Origin of the sequence: Rhodococcus daqingensis (assembly GCF_042665615.1) — a bacterium.
In the GTDB taxonomy this organism is placed as follows: domain Bacteria; phylum Actinomycetota; class Actinomycetes; order Mycobacteriales; family Mycobacteriaceae; genus Rhodococcus_G; species Rhodococcus_G daqingensis.
Map to the genome: position 1 here is coordinate 25952 of NZ_JBHTCS010000008.1, position 14532 is coordinate 40483.

At 70.8% G+C, this 14532-nt stretch carries 12 protein-coding genes; 4 read left to right on the plus strand and 8 right to left on the minus strand.

Going from position 1 to position 14532, the window contains the following annotated elements:
- Nucleotides 1-30: 30 nt before the first annotated feature.
- On the plus strand, nucleotides 31-3519 hold the full coding sequence (locus tag ACFQS9_RS04340) for a TM0106 family RecB-like putative nuclease (protein ID WP_378401948.1): 3489 nt from the start codon (nucleotides 31-33) through the stop codon (nucleotides 3517-3519).
- Here the strand turns inward: ACFQS9_RS04340 and ACFQS9_RS04345 are convergent.
- A complete protein-coding gene (locus ACFQS9_RS04345; RefSeq protein WP_378401990.1) occupies nucleotides 3516-4694 on the minus strand; it encodes an amino acid deaminase/aldolase in 1179 nt (392 codons plus the stop codon). The two genes, ACFQS9_RS04340 and ACFQS9_RS04345, sit on opposite strands and share 4 nt — an antisense overlap.
- A 76-nt stretch (nucleotides 4695-4770) precedes the next feature.
- Nucleotides 4771-5427, minus strand: coding sequence for a TetR/AcrR family transcriptional regulator (locus ACFQS9_RS04350; protein ID WP_378401950.1), 657 nt, complete (start codon nucleotides 5425-5427; stop codon nucleotides 4771-4773).
- Nucleotides 5428-5504: 77 nt separating this feature from the next.
- On the opposite strand from ACFQS9_RS04350, the gene ACFQS9_RS04355 reads away from it, so the two are divergent.
- On the plus strand, nucleotides 5505-6818 hold the full coding sequence (locus tag ACFQS9_RS04355) for a D-arabinono-1,4-lactone oxidase (RefSeq protein WP_378401952.1): 1314 nt from the start codon (nucleotides 5505-5507) through the stop codon (nucleotides 6816-6818).
- A 90-nt stretch (nucleotides 6819-6908) separates the two neighbouring features.
- Here ACFQS9_RS04355 and ACFQS9_RS04360 read toward each other — a convergent pair whose 3' ends face one another.
- The 6 genes from ACFQS9_RS04360 to ACFQS9_RS04385 form a co-directional block, all read right to left on the minus strand.
- Entirely contained in the window at nucleotides 6909-7874 is a 966-nt protein-coding gene (locus ACFQS9_RS04360; protein ID WP_378401954.1) for an adenosine deaminase, read from the minus strand.
- 39 nt (nucleotides 7875-7913) lie between these two features.
- Entirely contained in the window at nucleotides 7914-9248 is a 1335-nt protein-coding gene (locus tag ACFQS9_RS04365) for a DUF1254 domain-containing protein (protein WP_378401956.1), read from the minus strand.
- Nucleotides 9249-9271: 23 nt separating this feature from the next.
- On the minus strand, nucleotides 9272-10033 hold the full coding sequence (locus ACFQS9_RS04370) for a crotonase/enoyl-CoA hydratase family protein (RefSeq protein WP_027502924.1): 762 nt from the start codon (nucleotides 10031-10033) through the stop codon (nucleotides 9272-9274).
- A gap of 76 nt (nucleotides 10034-10109) precedes the next feature.
- Nucleotides 10110-10931 carry an enoyl-CoA hydratase/isomerase family protein gene (locus ACFQS9_RS04375; protein ID WP_378401958.1) on the minus strand — a complete coding sequence of 274 codons (822 nt, stop codon included), beginning with the start codon at nucleotides 10929-10931 and terminating at the stop codon, nucleotides 10110-10112.
- A gap of 32 nt (nucleotides 10932-10963) precedes the next feature.
- Nucleotides 10964-12445: an MFS transporter gene (locus ACFQS9_RS04380; protein ID WP_378401960.1), complete on the minus strand. Its 1482-nt coding sequence runs from the start codon at nucleotides 12443-12445 to the stop codon at nucleotides 10964-10966.
- Nucleotides 12446-12448: 3 nt separating this feature from the next.
- Nucleotides 12449-13045: a PadR family transcriptional regulator gene (locus ACFQS9_RS04385; RefSeq protein WP_378401962.1), complete on the minus strand. Its 597-nt coding sequence runs from the start codon at nucleotides 13043-13045 to the stop codon at nucleotides 12449-12451.
- 115 nt (nucleotides 13046-13160) lie between these two features.
- Here ACFQS9_RS04385 and ACFQS9_RS04390 point away from each other — a divergent pair, with 115 nt between their 5' ends.
- Both ACFQS9_RS04390 and ACFQS9_RS04395 read left to right on the plus strand, forming a co-directional pair.
- Entirely contained in the window at nucleotides 13161-14000 is an 840-nt protein-coding gene (locus ACFQS9_RS04390) for a phosphatase PAP2 family protein (protein ID WP_378401964.1), read from the plus strand.
- Nucleotides 13951-14499 carry a GNAT family N-acetyltransferase gene (locus ACFQS9_RS04395; RefSeq protein WP_378401965.1) on the plus strand — a complete coding sequence of 183 codons (549 nt, stop codon included), beginning with the start codon at nucleotides 13951-13953 and terminating at the stop codon, nucleotides 14497-14499. The genes ACFQS9_RS04390 and ACFQS9_RS04395 overlap by 50 nt, the downstream gene beginning before the upstream one ends.
- Nucleotides 14500-14532 lie beyond the last annotated feature (33 nt).

The window sequence follows — 14532 nt, forward strand, 5'->3', positions numbered from 1 at the left end:
CTGTCGGGACCGTCTGCGATAGTCGTCCCCGTGTTCCTCCTCGACGACGTGTTGATCTACAGCGCCAGTGACCTGTCCCAGGCCGCGGAGTGCGAGTACGCGCTGCTGCGTCGGCTCGACGCGAAACTGGGGCGGATCGAACCGACCGACGCGGATCGGGCGGACCCGATGCTCGCGCGGACCTCGGAGCTCGGCGACGCACACGAGCAGCGCCAACTCCACGAGTACGTCGAGCAGTTCGGCGACGGCGTGGTCCGCATCGACCGGCCGCGCCGTGACTGGGAGGAACTGACCCGGGCCAACAAGGCCACCGTGGCGGCGGCACGAGCGGGCGCCGACGTGATCTACCAGGGCACCTTCTTCGACGGCCGGTTCCTCGGCTTCTGCGACTTCCTGGTGCGCGAGGGCGACGGGTACGTGGTGGTCGACACCAAGCTCTCCCGGCACGCGAAGGTGACCGCACTGCTGCAGCTGGCCGCCTACGCGGACGCACTGACCGCGGACGGCATCCCCGCCGCGTCGCACGCCCGGCTGGTCCTCGGCGACCGCAGCGCCGCGGACTACGCGCTGGGCGACATCGTTCCCGTCTTCCGACAGCGCCGTGACGAGCTGGTGCGGGTACTCGACCGGCACCGCCGCGACCAGGACCCGGCGTCCTGGGCCGATCCCCGCTACCGCGCCTGCGGCCGGTGCGACGAGTGCACCCCGGAGATCGTGCGCACCCGGGACCTGCTGTTGGTCGCGGGGATGCGGTCGTCGCAGCGGGAGAAGCTGATTCGCGGCGGTGTCCCGACCCTCGATGCCCTCGCGGACCGACACGAGCCGGTCGAGGGGATGAGTGTCCGGACGTTCGCGGCGCTGCGCGCCCAGGCCGCCGCCCAGATCCGGCAGGAACGCTCGGACACCCCGATCTACGAGGTGGTCGACGGAGCCAGGGCCCTCGCCGCCGTCCCGGAGCCCGACCCGGGCGACATCTTCTTCGACTTCGAGGGCGACCCGCTGTGGGCGGAGGACGGGTCCACCGACTGGGGTCTCGAGTACCTGTTCGGGATCGTGGAGACGGACGGTACGTTCCGTCCGTTCTGGGCACACGACCGCAAGCAGGAACGCCAGGCCCTGCTCGACTTCCTCGACTACGTCGCGCAGCGCCGGAAACGCTTCCCACACATGCACGTCTACCACTACGCGGCCTACGAGAAGACCGCGCTGCTGCGGCTGGCCGGCCGCTACGGCGTCGGCGAGGACGCGGTGGACGACCTGCTACGCGAGAAGGTGCTGGTGGACCTGTACCCGGTCGTCCGCGGCGCGGTCCGGGTCGGCGCGCCGTCGTACTCGATCAAGAAGCTCGAGCCGCTGTACATGGGCGACCAACTCCGCGAGAGCGACGTCGCCACCGCCGCCGATTCCATCGTGGCCTACGCGAACTACTGCGCCCTGCGCGACGGCGGCAAGGATCGCGAGGCGCAGGACCTCCTGCAGGGCATCGCCGACTACAACGAGTACGACTGCGTCTCCACGCTGCGGCTGCGGGACTGGCTGCGCGGCATCGCGGCCGAACACGGGGTGCAGCCGCACCCGGCACAACAGGTGCTGTCGGCGCCGGTCGAGGAACAGAGCGCAGCGGAGGCCGCGTTGCGCGCCCATGTCGGCGAGGCGCTGCCCGGCGAGCGCACCGACGACCAGCAGGCCGCCGCGCTGATGGCGGCCGCGCTCGGATACCACCGACGCGAACGCAAACCGTTCTGGTGGGCACACTTCGACCGGCTGGTGCAGCCCGAGGACGAGTGGGCAGACACCGCGGATGTCCTGGTGGCCGAGTCGACCGAGCTGGTCGTGGACTGGCACACGAGCACCCCGCGGCAACGCAAGCAGCGCAGGCACGTTCGGCTCGCCGGGCACTGGGGCGCGGGCACCACGGTACGGCCCGGCGACCAGGTCTACGCCCTCTACGACGGGGGCACGGGGGTCGGTTCCGCCGATCCCGGTGTCCGCGGTGCCGTGCCGGTCACGGTCCTCGCGCTGGCCGACGAGGGCGGCCCCGACGGCGAACGGCGCGAGGTCGCGGTCGTGGAGGAGCTCGAGCCGACGGGCGCGGGCCCGCACGCGGTTCTGCCGATCGCGCTCGCCCCCGGGCAGCCCGTGCGGACCGTCGCCATCGAGGCCGCGATCGCCGAACAGGCCGCCTCCGCGGCGGCCGCCCTGCCCGCGATGCCCGCCTCGGCCGCGGTCGACATCCTGCGCCGGATGCCCCCGCGCACCCGGTCCGGCGCCCCGCTCCCCGTCGCGGACCCGGCGAACAGGGCGGCCGCGATCACCGCGGCGTTGCTGGACCTAGACAACTCCTATCTCGCGGTCCAGGGGCCGCCCGGCACCGGCAAGACCCACACCGGCGCCGCGGTGGTCGCCGACCTGGCGAACCGGCACGGCTGGCGAATCGGCGTTGTCGCGCAATCACATTCGGTGGTCGAAAACATGCTCGACGGGATCGTGCGAGCCGGGGTGCCGGGCGAGCGGGTCGCGAAGAAGGCCGGAGCAGAGCCTGCAGAGCGACCCAAAAGCGCAGCCTCGGGTCTGGCCGAGAACCCGGCCTGGACAAAGGTCGAGTCCGGCGGCCTGGCCGCCTTCCTCACCGAACACGAGCAGACGGGTTGCGTGATCGGCGGTACCGCCTGGGATCTCGCGCACACGGCCCGGGTGCCGGCGGGCAGCCTGGACCTGCTGGTGGTCGACGAGGCCGGTCAGTTCTCGCTCGCCAACACCATCGCGGTGGGGATCTCCGCCCGCAACCTGCTGCTGCTCGGTGACCCGCAGCAGCTGCCGCAGGTCAGCCAGGGCACCCATCCGGAGCCGGTGGACACCTCCGCGCTGGGCTGGTTGGCGCAGGGCCACGGCGCCCTGCCGCCGGAGCTCGGCTACTTCCTGGACCGGACCTGGCGGATGCATCCCGCGGTGTGCGCGGCCGTCTCGGACCTGTCCTACGAGGGACAGCTGCACTCGCAGGAGTCCGCCACCACGGCGCGCGCACTCGAAGGGGTCGAGCCCGGCGTGGCGGCGCTGTACGTCGAGCACCACGGCAACTCGACGGAGTCCGTCGAGGAAGCCGAGGCCGTGGTGAGGGAGGTGCGCGCCTTGCTGGGGGCGCCGTGGACCCCCGGGGCAGGCGAGGCCGCCCGCCCGCTCGACCAGGCCGACCTCCTCGTCGTCGCCCCGTACAACGCCCAGGTGAGCCTGCTCCGCCGCACCCTCGCCGACGCGGGGCTCGACGAGATCCTCGTCGGCACCGTCGACAAGTTCCAGGGCCGGGAAGCCGCGGTGGTGCTCGTGTCGATGACGGCGTCCTCCGCCGACGAGGTGCCCAGGGGGATGGGCTTCCTGTTGTCCCGGAACAGGCTGAACGTGGCCCTCTCCCGCGGGAAATGGCGCGCGGTGATCGTGCGCTCCCCCGCCCTGACCCACTACCTACCGACCACCCCCGCCGGCCTGACCGAGCTGGGCGGGTTCATGCGGACACACGCCTAGCCGAAGCAGCGCCCCTCGCCCCGGTACGTCGGCACCGTGGTGCGGGTGCCGTCGGCCTCGACCAGGTGCAGCTCGTTGAAGCGCTCGCACGCCTCGCCCGCCTTGGCGTGCCGGAACCAGACCCGGTCCCCGATCCGAAGGGCCGCGGCCGGATCCCCGGTCACCGGGGTCTGGACCTCGCCGGCGCCCTCGTTGCGCATGAGCTTGAGGCCGGCGGGCCAGACGGGGGTCGGCACCCGCGCGGCGCCCGCGGGACCCGACGCGATGTAGCCGCCGCCGAACAGGGTGGCGATGCGGGGCGTCGGCTTCCGCACCGCCGACAGCGCGAAGTACAGCGACGGGCGTGGGGTGAACGCGTGGTACCGGTCGAAGAGCGTCGGCACGTACAGCCCGGAACCGGCCGTCACCTCGGTGACGGAACCGTCGGCGGAGCTGACCTCGAGGGAACCGGTGCCCCCGCTGTTGACGATCTGCAGCTCCCCGACGGTGGCGCTGACCGCGTCCACGACCGCCGAGCGTCGGGTCGCGAGCTCCGCCGCGGAGGCGCGCTTGATCAGCCGGATCGGCGCGCTGGTGTCCTGCAGGCCGGCGATCTGCGCCTCGTAGAACATCACGCCCACGACGGCGAACCCACGGCGCTTGGCCTCACGCGCGACGGCCGCGGCCTCGTCGGGGGTCCGCAGCGGCGAGCGGCGGACGCCCAGGTGCAGCGGGCCCACCCGCAGCGACGCGTCGATGTCGAGACACACCCGGGCGGGGACCGCGGCACTGCCCGCCGCGTCGTGGACCACGTCGAGCTGAGCCGGATTGTCGACCATCAGCGTGATGGACTCGAGCAGCAGCGGGTCGGAGGCGAGCTCGGCCAGCGCGCCACGGTCGACGGTCGGGTATCCCATCAGGACGTCGCGTGCGCCGAGCCGCACCAACCAGATCGCCTCGCGCAGGGAGTAGGACATGATCCCGCGGAAGCCGCCCTGGCCGGTGAGCCCGGTGCCCAGCGTCTCCTCGAGGACCGCGCGGCAGCGCACCGATTTGCTGGCCACCCGAACCGGGGTGCCGCCGGCACGACGCACCAGGTCCGCGGCGTTGGTGCGCAGCGTCCCGAGGTCCACCGCGGCGAGCGGCGGGTCGAGCTCGCGGGTGGCCGCGTCCAGGCGTTCGCGGGTGGAGGTCATGGCGTAGGAGTCCAGCCGTTCGCGGGTCGTGGTCATGGTTCGTGAGTCAACCATCGACTTGGACGAGTGTCCAGGTTTAGGCCTGCTCGGACTCCGCCTCGACCGCCTTCATCGCGATCATCTGCACCGCGTCGTCGAGCTGAGCGATCACCGCCTCGCCGTCACGGTCGACGAGCCACCGCAGCACGATGCCGTCGATCACCGCGAGGCAGAAACGGGCGATGTGCTCGACCGGCTCGGTCCACGCGGTCCCCGTGTACCGGGCCGTCTCCTCGAGGAAGGCGGTCGCCTCGACGTCCATCGTCCGGTACTGCAGGGCGGCGATGGAGCCGGCGAGCTCGGCGCCCGCGGCCTGCTGCCGGAGCCCGTACGCGGTGATCTCGTAGGTGAGCAGCTGGCGGTTCGGCGTCGCCTCGATGAGCGGCCACATATTGGACAGGCCGCTGTGCAGGACCTCGCGCAGGCCCCGCAGGCCGCTCTGGTCACCATCGCCCTGAGCCGTGCCGAAGGCGTACCGCAGCGCCCCACTGAGCTGCAGAACCAAGGCCTCGCCCATGGCGGCGACCAGCGCCTCCTTGTTCTCGAAGCAATAGTGGACCACCCCGAGCGAGACCCCCGCCTCCTCGGCGACGGCACGAATGGTGACGGAGTTGATCCCGGTGCGCTCCGCGATACCCATCGCGGACTCGACGAGTTGGGCGCGACGTTCATCCGCAGGAAGCCGATTCAGCATCTGCCGATCCTAGAACGCCGGAGCCCGATTCCGTATTAGGTGTTGACCTGGACGATCGTCCAGTAGATCATGAGTGAATGGAATCACATTTCTGGCAGAACTGGGCCGGCAGCGCCACCGCGCGGCCCACTCGCCTCGCTGCACCCGCGACCGTCGCGGAACTGAGTGACGAGATCACCCGCGCCGCAGCAGAAGGCTTGCACGTCAAGTGCGTTGGTGCCGGACATTCCTTCACCCCCGTCGCTGTCACCGATGGCGTCCAGATCAGCCTGGACAACCTTACGGGCATCGAATCCGTGGTCCCGGTCGAACCGTCGGGCGCTCTCGTCACGGTTCTCGCGGGCACTCGATTGAACGAACTCAATCCCGCATTGTGGGATCGCGGTCTCGCCATGACGAACCTCGGCGACATCGACGTGCAGTCCATCGCGGGCGCGATCTCGACCGGAACCCACGGCACGGGGGCCCGGTTCGGCGGCCTGGCCACCCAGGTCCGCGGGCTGCAGATCGTGCTGGCGGACGGCGCGGTGGTGACCTGCTCCGACGAGGAGAATGCCGAGCTGTACAACGCGGCGCGCCTCGGCCTCGGGGCGCTCGGCGTCATCGCGTCCATGACGCTGCTGTGCGAACCCGCCTACGCGATGCGGGCGGTCGAGGCCCCCGCGCGCCTGAGCGAGACCATGGCGCGGATCGACGAGCACGCACACGGCGTCGACCATTTCGAGTTCTACTGGTTCCCCCACACCGACCGGGTCCTGACCAAGCACAACACCCGCCTCCCGGGCGACACCCCGCTGACGCCCGTCGGCAAGGTCCGCGGATTCATCGACGACGAACTGCTCTCCAACACCCTGTTCGAGGGAGTCAACCGGGTCGCCACCCGGTTCCCGGCCGCGATCCCGCGGATCAACAACGTCTCCTCACGGGCGCTCTCGGCACGCGAGTTCACCGACCGCAGCTACTCGGTGTTCGCCTCCCCTCGCCGGGTGAAATTCCGCGAGATGGAGTACGCCATCCCCGCCGAGGCGCTGCCCGACACCCTGCGCGAGATCGACGGCTGGCTGGAGAAGTCCGGCATCCAGGTGGCGTTCCCCGTCGAGGTCCGATTCGCCGCGGCCGACGACATCTGGCTGTCGACCGCGAACGGCCGCGACACCGCCTACATCGCCGTCCACCAGTACCACCGTCGCGATCACAGCGAGTACTTCGACGCCGTGGAGTCGATCGCCCGGGCCGTCGACGGTCGGCCGCACTGGGGCAAGCTGCACTCGCGCACCGCGGCGGACCTACGGCCCACCTACGCGCACTTCGACGAGTTCCGTTCGGTGCGCGACAAGTACGACCCGGCGCGGGTCTTCGACAACGCCTACCTGCGCCAGGTGCTGGGATAGGCGCTCGACGCCACGAACGGGCGGTTACCGGGGCAACGGCCGTGAGGCCTGCCCGGTAACCGCCCGTTCGTCGTCGTCACAGGCGCCCGCTCAGCCGGCGAGCAGCGCCGCCTTCCGCTCGGGCGATGCGAACGAGGCCCGGATGGAATTGCGGGCCAGGGTGTCCCGTTCCTCCGCGGTCAGCCCGAGCTCCGCCTGCAGTCGCGCGAAGTTGTCGTCGACGTAGCCGCCGAAGTAGGCCGGGTCGTCGGAGTTGACGGTCACCAGCAACCCGGCCTCGAGCATGCGGCGCAGCGGATGCTCGGCCAGGGTGTCGACCACCCGCAGCCGCACGTTCGACAGCGGACAGACCGTCAGCGGGATCTGCTCGTCGACGAGCCGCGCGACCAGGGCCTCGTCCTCCAGGCACCGCACGCCGTGGTCGATCCGCTCCACCCGGAGCAGATCCAGGGCCTGCCAGACGTAGTCGGGCGGCCCCTCCTCCCCCGCGTGTGCCACCGTGTGCAGCCCGTTCGCCCGCGCCCGCGCGAACACGTCCACGAACAGCGACGGCGGGTAGCCGACCTCGGCGGAGTCCAGGCCGAGACCGAGGACCGGGACGTCCAGCCGGAGCACCTCGTCCAGCATCGCCTCGGCCTCGGGCACCGGCCGGTCCCGCAGCACGGCCGCGATCAGGTCGCTGGACACCCCGAACTCGGCCTCGCTGGCGCGGACGGCATCGGCCAGTCCGTCCAGGACCGCGCGCAGCGGCACCCCGCGGACCGTGTGCGCCTGCGGGTTGAAGAAGATCTCGGCGTGGCGCACGCCGCCGGCCGCCGCACGCGCGAAGTAGGCGCGGGCCAGGTCGGCGAAGTCCTGCTCGGTCCGCAACACCGCCATGTTCGCGAAGTAGAGGTCCAGGAAGGACTGCAGGTCGCTGAACTCGTAGCGTCTGCGCAGGTCGTCGAGGTCCCGATAGGGCAGCTCCACCTTGTTGCGCTCGGCGAGCGCAAAGATCAGCTCGGGCTCGAGGGATCCCTCGATGTGCATGTGCAGCTCGGCGAGCGGGGTCGACACGGTGTCCTCCTGAGGTCGTCAGGCGTCCAGTATCCCGCCTCAGCGCGCCGGCTCCGGCGCAGGCGGCGTCCACGCCCGGTCGGTCGGCAGGTACGAGCGCAGCATGAGGACGAACTCGCCGTCCGGTGCGGGCAACCAGTTGGACGGGCCGGACGCGGGCGGTCGTGCCCCGATCCACAGGTCGAGCGAGCCGTCCGGGCCGCGCACCAGCCCGGGGGTGCGGTCACCGATCGCGTAGCGGCCCAACGGGTTCGCCACGAAGAACATGTCCGGCCCGTAGAGGGTGACGGACCAGAAGCCGCGCTCGTCGATCGGCGGAAGCCCGTCGGCCGGGAAGTGCAGGCGGTAGCCGGCACCGTCTCCGCGCAGCGCAGCGCCGCCCAAGTCGGTCCTGGCGACGTAGTACATCGACTCCTCGGGCACGTTCGCCCCGAGCCCGATCTTCGCGACCCCGGCGCGGTGCAGGTAGTCGGTGCCGTACCGGCCCGCGTCCGGCAGCGAGCTCCAGGGGCCGTCGCCTCCGAACGCGGTGTCCGCGAGCCCGACGATCCGCTTGTCCCCGCGGACCACTCCCGCCGCCAGGGCCGCGACGTCGTCCGGTTCGCCGCCGCTGGGTATCGCGCCGAGCGTCACCCCGAGGGTGGCGAGCTGCTCGAGCATCGGTGCGTCCGCCGCGGGCGGTGGGTTCGCCGCGAGGATCGCGGACAGCTCGTCGAAGAACGCGGGGCCGGAGCCCGCGATCGCCTGCGGCGACGGGTTGTTGCCGCAGTCGGTCGGCGGCAGCGGGGGCGGCGCGTCCGGGATCGGGGTGGCGAGCACCGTCATCGTGTACTGCTGCTGGGCGGCGCGAGCCGCGGCGAGGTCCGCATCGGACTCCACCAGGGTCCGCCCGATCATCCAGGCGTCCCAAGTGGGCGACTCGATCACCGCGGCGCCCGCGGGCGTCTCGCCGTGCCACCCGGGCGGCACGATCACGTGCGAGCCCGCCGCCTGCCCGGTCTCCCTGGTGCCGATGTTGCCGAACACGTTGGTGTACATGTCGAGGAGCTGGAAGTCGAAGTACCGCTCCCCCATCTCCGGGTGGGTCAGCAGCACCGGGCCGGACCGGAGGTCGAGCCAGGCGATCGAGTACAGGGTGTCCGCGTTCGGGGCGACGACCACCCTGGTCTCGGGCCCCGACATCGCGGGCTGGCTGTAGAGCTGGTTGACCGGCAGCAGGCAGATCATGTTGGCCCGGGTCCGGGCCAGGGCGATCGGCGCGTAGCCGTAGACGTAGCCGTCGGCCGCGACCTCCGCCGGCTCCCTCGCCGAATCCTGTTGCGGTGCGGCGCACCCGCCGAGCAGCCCGGCCACCAGCACGAGTGCAGGCAGCACGGCCACCCGACCTCGACGCACCGCTATCGGCCCTTCCAGACCGGGGCGCGCTTCTGCGCGAAGGCGATCGCTCCTTCCTGCGCGTCCTCCGAGGCGAACACCGGACCCATCAGCTCCAGCTGCCGGGTGAATGCCTCCTCGTCGGTCCAACCGGACGACTTGACGATCACCTCCTTCGTGGCGGCGACCGCGAGCGGGCCGTTGGCGGTGATCCGCTCGGCCAGCTCCAGCGCGCCGTCGAGCGCCTTGCCGGGTTCGGTCAGCCGGTTGACGAAGCCGTAGCCGTGCGCCTCCTCGGCGGTGAAACTGTCTCCGGTGAGGGCCAATTCGAGCGCCTTCTGGTACGGGATCCGCTTGGGCAGGCGGAGCAGTCCGCCACCGGCGGCGACCAGGCCACGCTTGACCTCGGGGATGCCGAACCGGGCCTCCGAGGACGCGACGACCAGGTCCGTCGCCAACACCAGCTCGGTGCCGCCCGCAAGGGCGTAGCCCTCGACGGCCGAGATGATCGGCTTGCGCGGCGGCGCCTCGGTGAAGCCGAGACCCTTGCCGGGGGCGATGACGTTCTCTCCGGCGACGAAGGCCTTGAGGTCCATGCCCGCGCAGAAGTTGCCCCCCGCACCAGTCAGGACGGCCAGCGAGAGGTCCGCGTCGGCGTCGAGTTCGTCGACGGCCGCCGCGAGCCCGTTGCTGACCGCGGCGTTGATCGCGTTGCGCGCCTCGGGACGGTTGATGGTGATGACCAGGATGCGGCCACGACGTTCGAGCAGCACTTCATCAGACATGCGGCCAACCCTAGGCGGTACGGCGCCGATGTGAGACGCCTATGGCGCTCAGCGCCGATGCGAGACGACTCCGAGTTCAGCGGCCCGAGTACTCGGCCTTACCGGGGCCCACCGCGAGGAAGCTGCGCACCGCGCCGACCAGGTCCTCGGTGCCGAACAGCTCGCCCGACACCTCGGGGGTGATCGAGTCCGCATGCGCCACACCACCGGAACGCCAGGCCTCGATGATCTTCTTGGTGGCGTGGTGGGCACGGGTCGGGCCGTCCGCGAGCCGCGCGACGAGGGCGCGGGCGGCCGCGTCGACGTCCTCGTGCACCGCGTTGACCACCCCCCAGGAGGCCAATGTCGCTGCGTCGTACAGGTCTCCGGTCATCACCAACTCCCTGGCGCGACCGGAGCCGGCGCGCTCGGCGAGGCGCTGCGGCCCTCCCATCGACGGCGTCAGCCCGACCACCGTCTCGACGAGTCCGAACTTGGCCCTGGGCGCGGCGAGGATGATGTCGCAGGCGAGGGCGATCTCGAAGGCGGCGGTGAGCGTCAGCCCGTGCGCGGCGTACACGACCGGGCAGGGCAGCGCCTCGATCTGGTGGATGATCTCGGCGAACAGCGTCTGCCACAGCTCGGCGCCCTGCTCGGTGGTCAGGCCCTCGAAGACGTGCACGTCGACCCCGCCGGAGACGACCTTGCCCTCCGCGCGCAGCAGCACCGCACGCGGAGGGTCCGCGCTCAGTGCGTCCACGTCGGCGGTGATGGAGTCGAACATGGCCTTGTCGAACAGGTTCAGCGGTCCGTGCGCGAACGTCAGCACGGCGATCTCCGCGCCGGCCTCCGTGGTGATGCGCTCCAGCCGGGTCGGCCGGGCGGACTCGGGTGTGGCAGACGGGAGCGACGCAGTCATGGCGCCAGCCTGCCACACCGGAGCCCCGCGGCCTAGGCCTGGACGCGCTCCTGTTCGACGGCCGCCGGGGGCTGGTCACCCCCACGGACGGGGCGCGAGAAGCACAGCGACGCAACAAAACCGATCAGCAGCACGCCCGCGGGCAGCAGCACGGCCTGCGCCATCGACGTGCTGAACCCGTCGACGATGAAGCTCGGCATCGTGCCGCCGGACTCCGGCCCGCCGCCGGCAGGCACACCATTGGCGGTCAGGCGCGAGGTGATCAGGGCACCGATACCGGCGCTTCCGAGCACCGCACCGACCTGGCGGGTGGTGTTGTACACGCCGGACCCCGCGCCTGCCGCGTTCATCGGGAGGTTCCTGGTGGCGGTGGCCGCCAGCGGCGACCAGATGAACGCGTTCGCCACGCCCATCAGGGCGATGGGCAGCAGCAGCTCCCAGATCGCGACGCCCGGCTTCATCACCAAGGCGAGCCAGCCGAGGGAGATCGAGAGCATCAGGAAGCCGGGCGCGGCGATGTAGCGGGGGTGCACCCGATCGACCAGTTTGCCGACGTTCGGCGCCAGCACGCCGGTGAGCACCGCCATCGGAACCATCAGCAACGCCGAACCGGTCGGTGAGAGCCCGCGGACGGCCTGCGCGTAGAACATCAGCGGCACCACCATCGCGGTGATCGAGAAGCCCATCGAGGTGATCGCGATGTTGGCCAGCGAGAAGTTGCGGTCCTTGAACAGGCCCAGCGGCAGCAGCGGCTCGTTCTTGTTCCACGACTGGTACCAGATGAAGATCGCCAACAGCACGATGCCCGCGCCGATGAGCAGCCAGATCCGCGCTGACCAGTTGAAGGTGTTGCCCTCCTGCAGGCCGAACACCAGCAAGAACATGCCGGTCGCGCTGAGCACGACGCCGGGGATGTCGAAACGGTGACGGTTGGTCGGCAGGGCAGGCACGAAGCGGACGGCGGCCAGGAAGGCGATCACCCCGACCGGGACGTTGACGATGAAGATCCACTGCCAGCCGAGGCCGTCGACCAGGACGCCGCCGGCGAGCGGGCCGACGAGGGTGGCCACGCCGGCGACCGCGCCCCACAGGCCCATCGCGGTACCGCGCTTGTCCGGCGGGAAGATCCGGGTGATGACGGCCATCGTCTGCGGCGTCATCATGGCCGCACCGAACCCCTGGAAGACCCGGGCGACGATGAGCATCTCGATGTTCCCGGACAGTCCGCACCACAGCGAGGCGGCGGTGAACAACGTGAGTCCGGACAGGTAGAGGTTCTTGGGGCCGAAGCGATCACCGAGCCTTCCGGTGATGAGCAGCGGCACCGCGTACGCGAGCAGGTAGGCGCTGGTCACCCAGACCACGCTGTTGATGTCGGAGTTCAGGTCCTCCATGATCGCCGGGTTCGCGACCGCCACGATCGTGGAGTCCACCAGGATCATGAAGAAGCCCAGGCACAGGGCCCAGAGCGCGGGCCATTGCTTGATCTCGGCGTTCTGGTTGAGCTCGGTCACGTGTCAGCCCTTCGCCGGTTCGGGGTGTTGCCTGTCGATGTGCCACGGCAGTGCGCCGGTCTCGATCTCGTCGATCAGCCCGCGCAGCCACTCGACCTCGGTGACCGCGAGAGCACGCAGGTAGTCGAAGCCGAACCAGAACACCCGCGGGATCTCCCTGGACACTGCCACCTGGCGCAACGCGTCGAGCTCGGCGATGTCCTTCTCCACCAGGCCGATCCGTTCGGCCACGGCGGCGCACACACTGTCGGCATCGAGGTTGTGCGCCTCGGCGAGCGCCAGCGGGAACGCCGGGTACTCCGGATTCGGTGTCGACAGGGTCTCGCCCACCCACCGGGTGAGCGCCGCACGCCCGGCATCGGTGACGCAGTAGGTGGTGCGCTCCGGGCGATTGCCTGCCCGCTCCGTGCCGACGACGGCGACCAGTTCCTGGCGTTCGAGCCGCTCCACGGTGTGGTAGAGCGAGCCCGGCCTGATCTTGACGAGCCGGTCGTCGCGTCGCGCCACGTGCAGTTGGTACATCTCGTACGGGTGCATGGGCCGCTCGAACAGCAGGGCCAGCACGGTGATCCCGAGCGGCCTCAACGCTGCGGTTGCCATGTGCACCCCCATATATCCCACGCCAATTAGTCCACACGGAATATACGGTGTGGAGGTCGCCGCGGGCAACCGCTCTCTCATGGAGTTCTCATCTGGGCCGGGCATCCTGGTCGGAATGTGGACATCAAAGCCCCGGGCGAATGGTCGCGCGCCTGGTTACGTGCTGGGCGCGACGATCGCGGCCGGGTGCGCGCTCGCGCTGATGCTCGTGCACTCGGTGTTCGTCGCCACCGAGGGGGGCCAGCTGGCCGACCAGCAGCTGATGCGCGCCGCGAATGCGGCTCCCGACTCCTGGCACGAGGCGGGGTTCGCCCTGCTCGGTGCGGTGAACGCGGCATTCATCGCCGCGGCGGTCGGCGTGATCGTCCTCATCGGGCTGATCCGTCGCCGGCCGCGCTCGCTCGCCGTCGCGTTGGCGGTGATCGCGGGCGCGAACGTCACCACGCAGGCGGTCAAACTGCTGCTCGATCGTCCGTATCTCGGCTGGGGGGCACACAACACGCTGCCGAGCGGCCACGTCACGGTGATCACCTCACTGGCGGTCGGACTGGCGATGGTCCTGACCCCCGGCTCGCGAGCCGCCGTCGCCGCCCTGATGTGTGCGGCCGCCGCCGCGGCCGGATCCGCGGTGATGATCTGCCAGTGGCACCGTCCCAGCGACGTGGTCGCCGCGGTGCTCGTCGTGGCGGCCTGGGCGGCGATCCTGTGGCCGGCGTGCGCCGAGCGCCGGGACCGATACCGTGGCCAAGGTGGACGCCCATCAGATCGACATCATCGCCCTGGCCTGGGCCAGGGAACTGGGACTGCCGGATCGTGGCCTGGCCCGGCCGGGTACCCGGCACATCCGGGTGGACCAGACCTCCGACCGGGTCCGGTTCCTCCGGCTGGCTGGGGCGAGCGCGCTGGTGGGCCCGGACTGGGCGATCGAACGGGCGGAGCACTACAGCGACGATGAGCTGACCGACGGCGCGACGATGCTCACGATCACCAAGGACCACGGCGGCAGCTGTTCGGGCCCGCGACTGCTGTCCTTCGCCGCCGACGTCGGCACCGAGATCGGCCGCGAGGACCCGCTGATCTCGCACGACCTCGAGCACGTGTTGGCCCTGCAGTCCGCCTGCCCACCCGACGACGCGGCGGAGGCCGACCTCACGGGTAAGCGGAACTGGTTCACGCTGGTCGATGACGCGGGGACTCCGCTGTCCTCGTCCGGGTACGCGGAGTGGCAGGGCATCCTGGCCCAGATGGGCGCCCTCACCTCGCCGGATCATCGCAGGCGCGGGCACGGGGCGGTGGTGTCCCGGCTGACGACCAACGACGCGATCGACGCCGGCCTGATCCCGCAGTGGCGCAGCCATCCCGGCAACACGGCCTCGCGCCGACTGGCCGCGTCGCTGGGCTATGAGGAGCTGGGAGTCCATACTTCCGCCACGCTGCCGCGAAGTACCGTGTGAACTGTTGCCCCCCAACGACGGAGTTGATGAACA

What these genes read in the sequence shown, in the direction of transcription:
- ACFQS9_RS04345 (WP_378401990.1), bottom strand. Translation starts at nt 4,694, where the DNA reads ATGACCTCCACCCGCGAACGCCTGGACGCGGCCACCCGCGAGCTCGAC.
- ACFQS9_RS04350 (WP_378401950.1), bottom strand. Translation starts at nt 5,427, where the DNA reads ATGCTGAATCGGCTTCCTGCGGATGAACGTCGCGCCCAACTCGTCGAG.
- ACFQS9_RS04355 (WP_378401952.1), top strand. Translation starts at nt 5,505, where the DNA reads ATGGAATCACATTTCTGGCAGAACTGGGCCGGCAGCGCCACCGCGCGG.
- ACFQS9_RS04370 (WP_027502924.1), bottom strand. Translation starts at nt 10,033, where the DNA reads ATGTCTGATGAAGTGCTGCTCGAACGTCGTGGCCGCATCCTGGTCATC.
- ACFQS9_RS04375 (WP_378401958.1), bottom strand. Translation starts at nt 10,931, where the DNA reads ATGACTGCGTCGCTCCCGTCTGCCACACCCGAGTCCGCCCGGCCGACC.
- ACFQS9_RS04385 (WP_378401962.1), bottom strand. Translation starts at nt 13,045, where the DNA reads ATGGCAACCGCAGCGTTGAGGCCGCTCGGGATCACCGTGCTGGCCCTG.
- ACFQS9_RS04390 (WP_378401964.1), top strand. Translation starts at nt 13,161, where the DNA reads ATGTGGACATCAAAGCCCCGGGCGAATGGTCGCGCGCCTGGTTACGTG.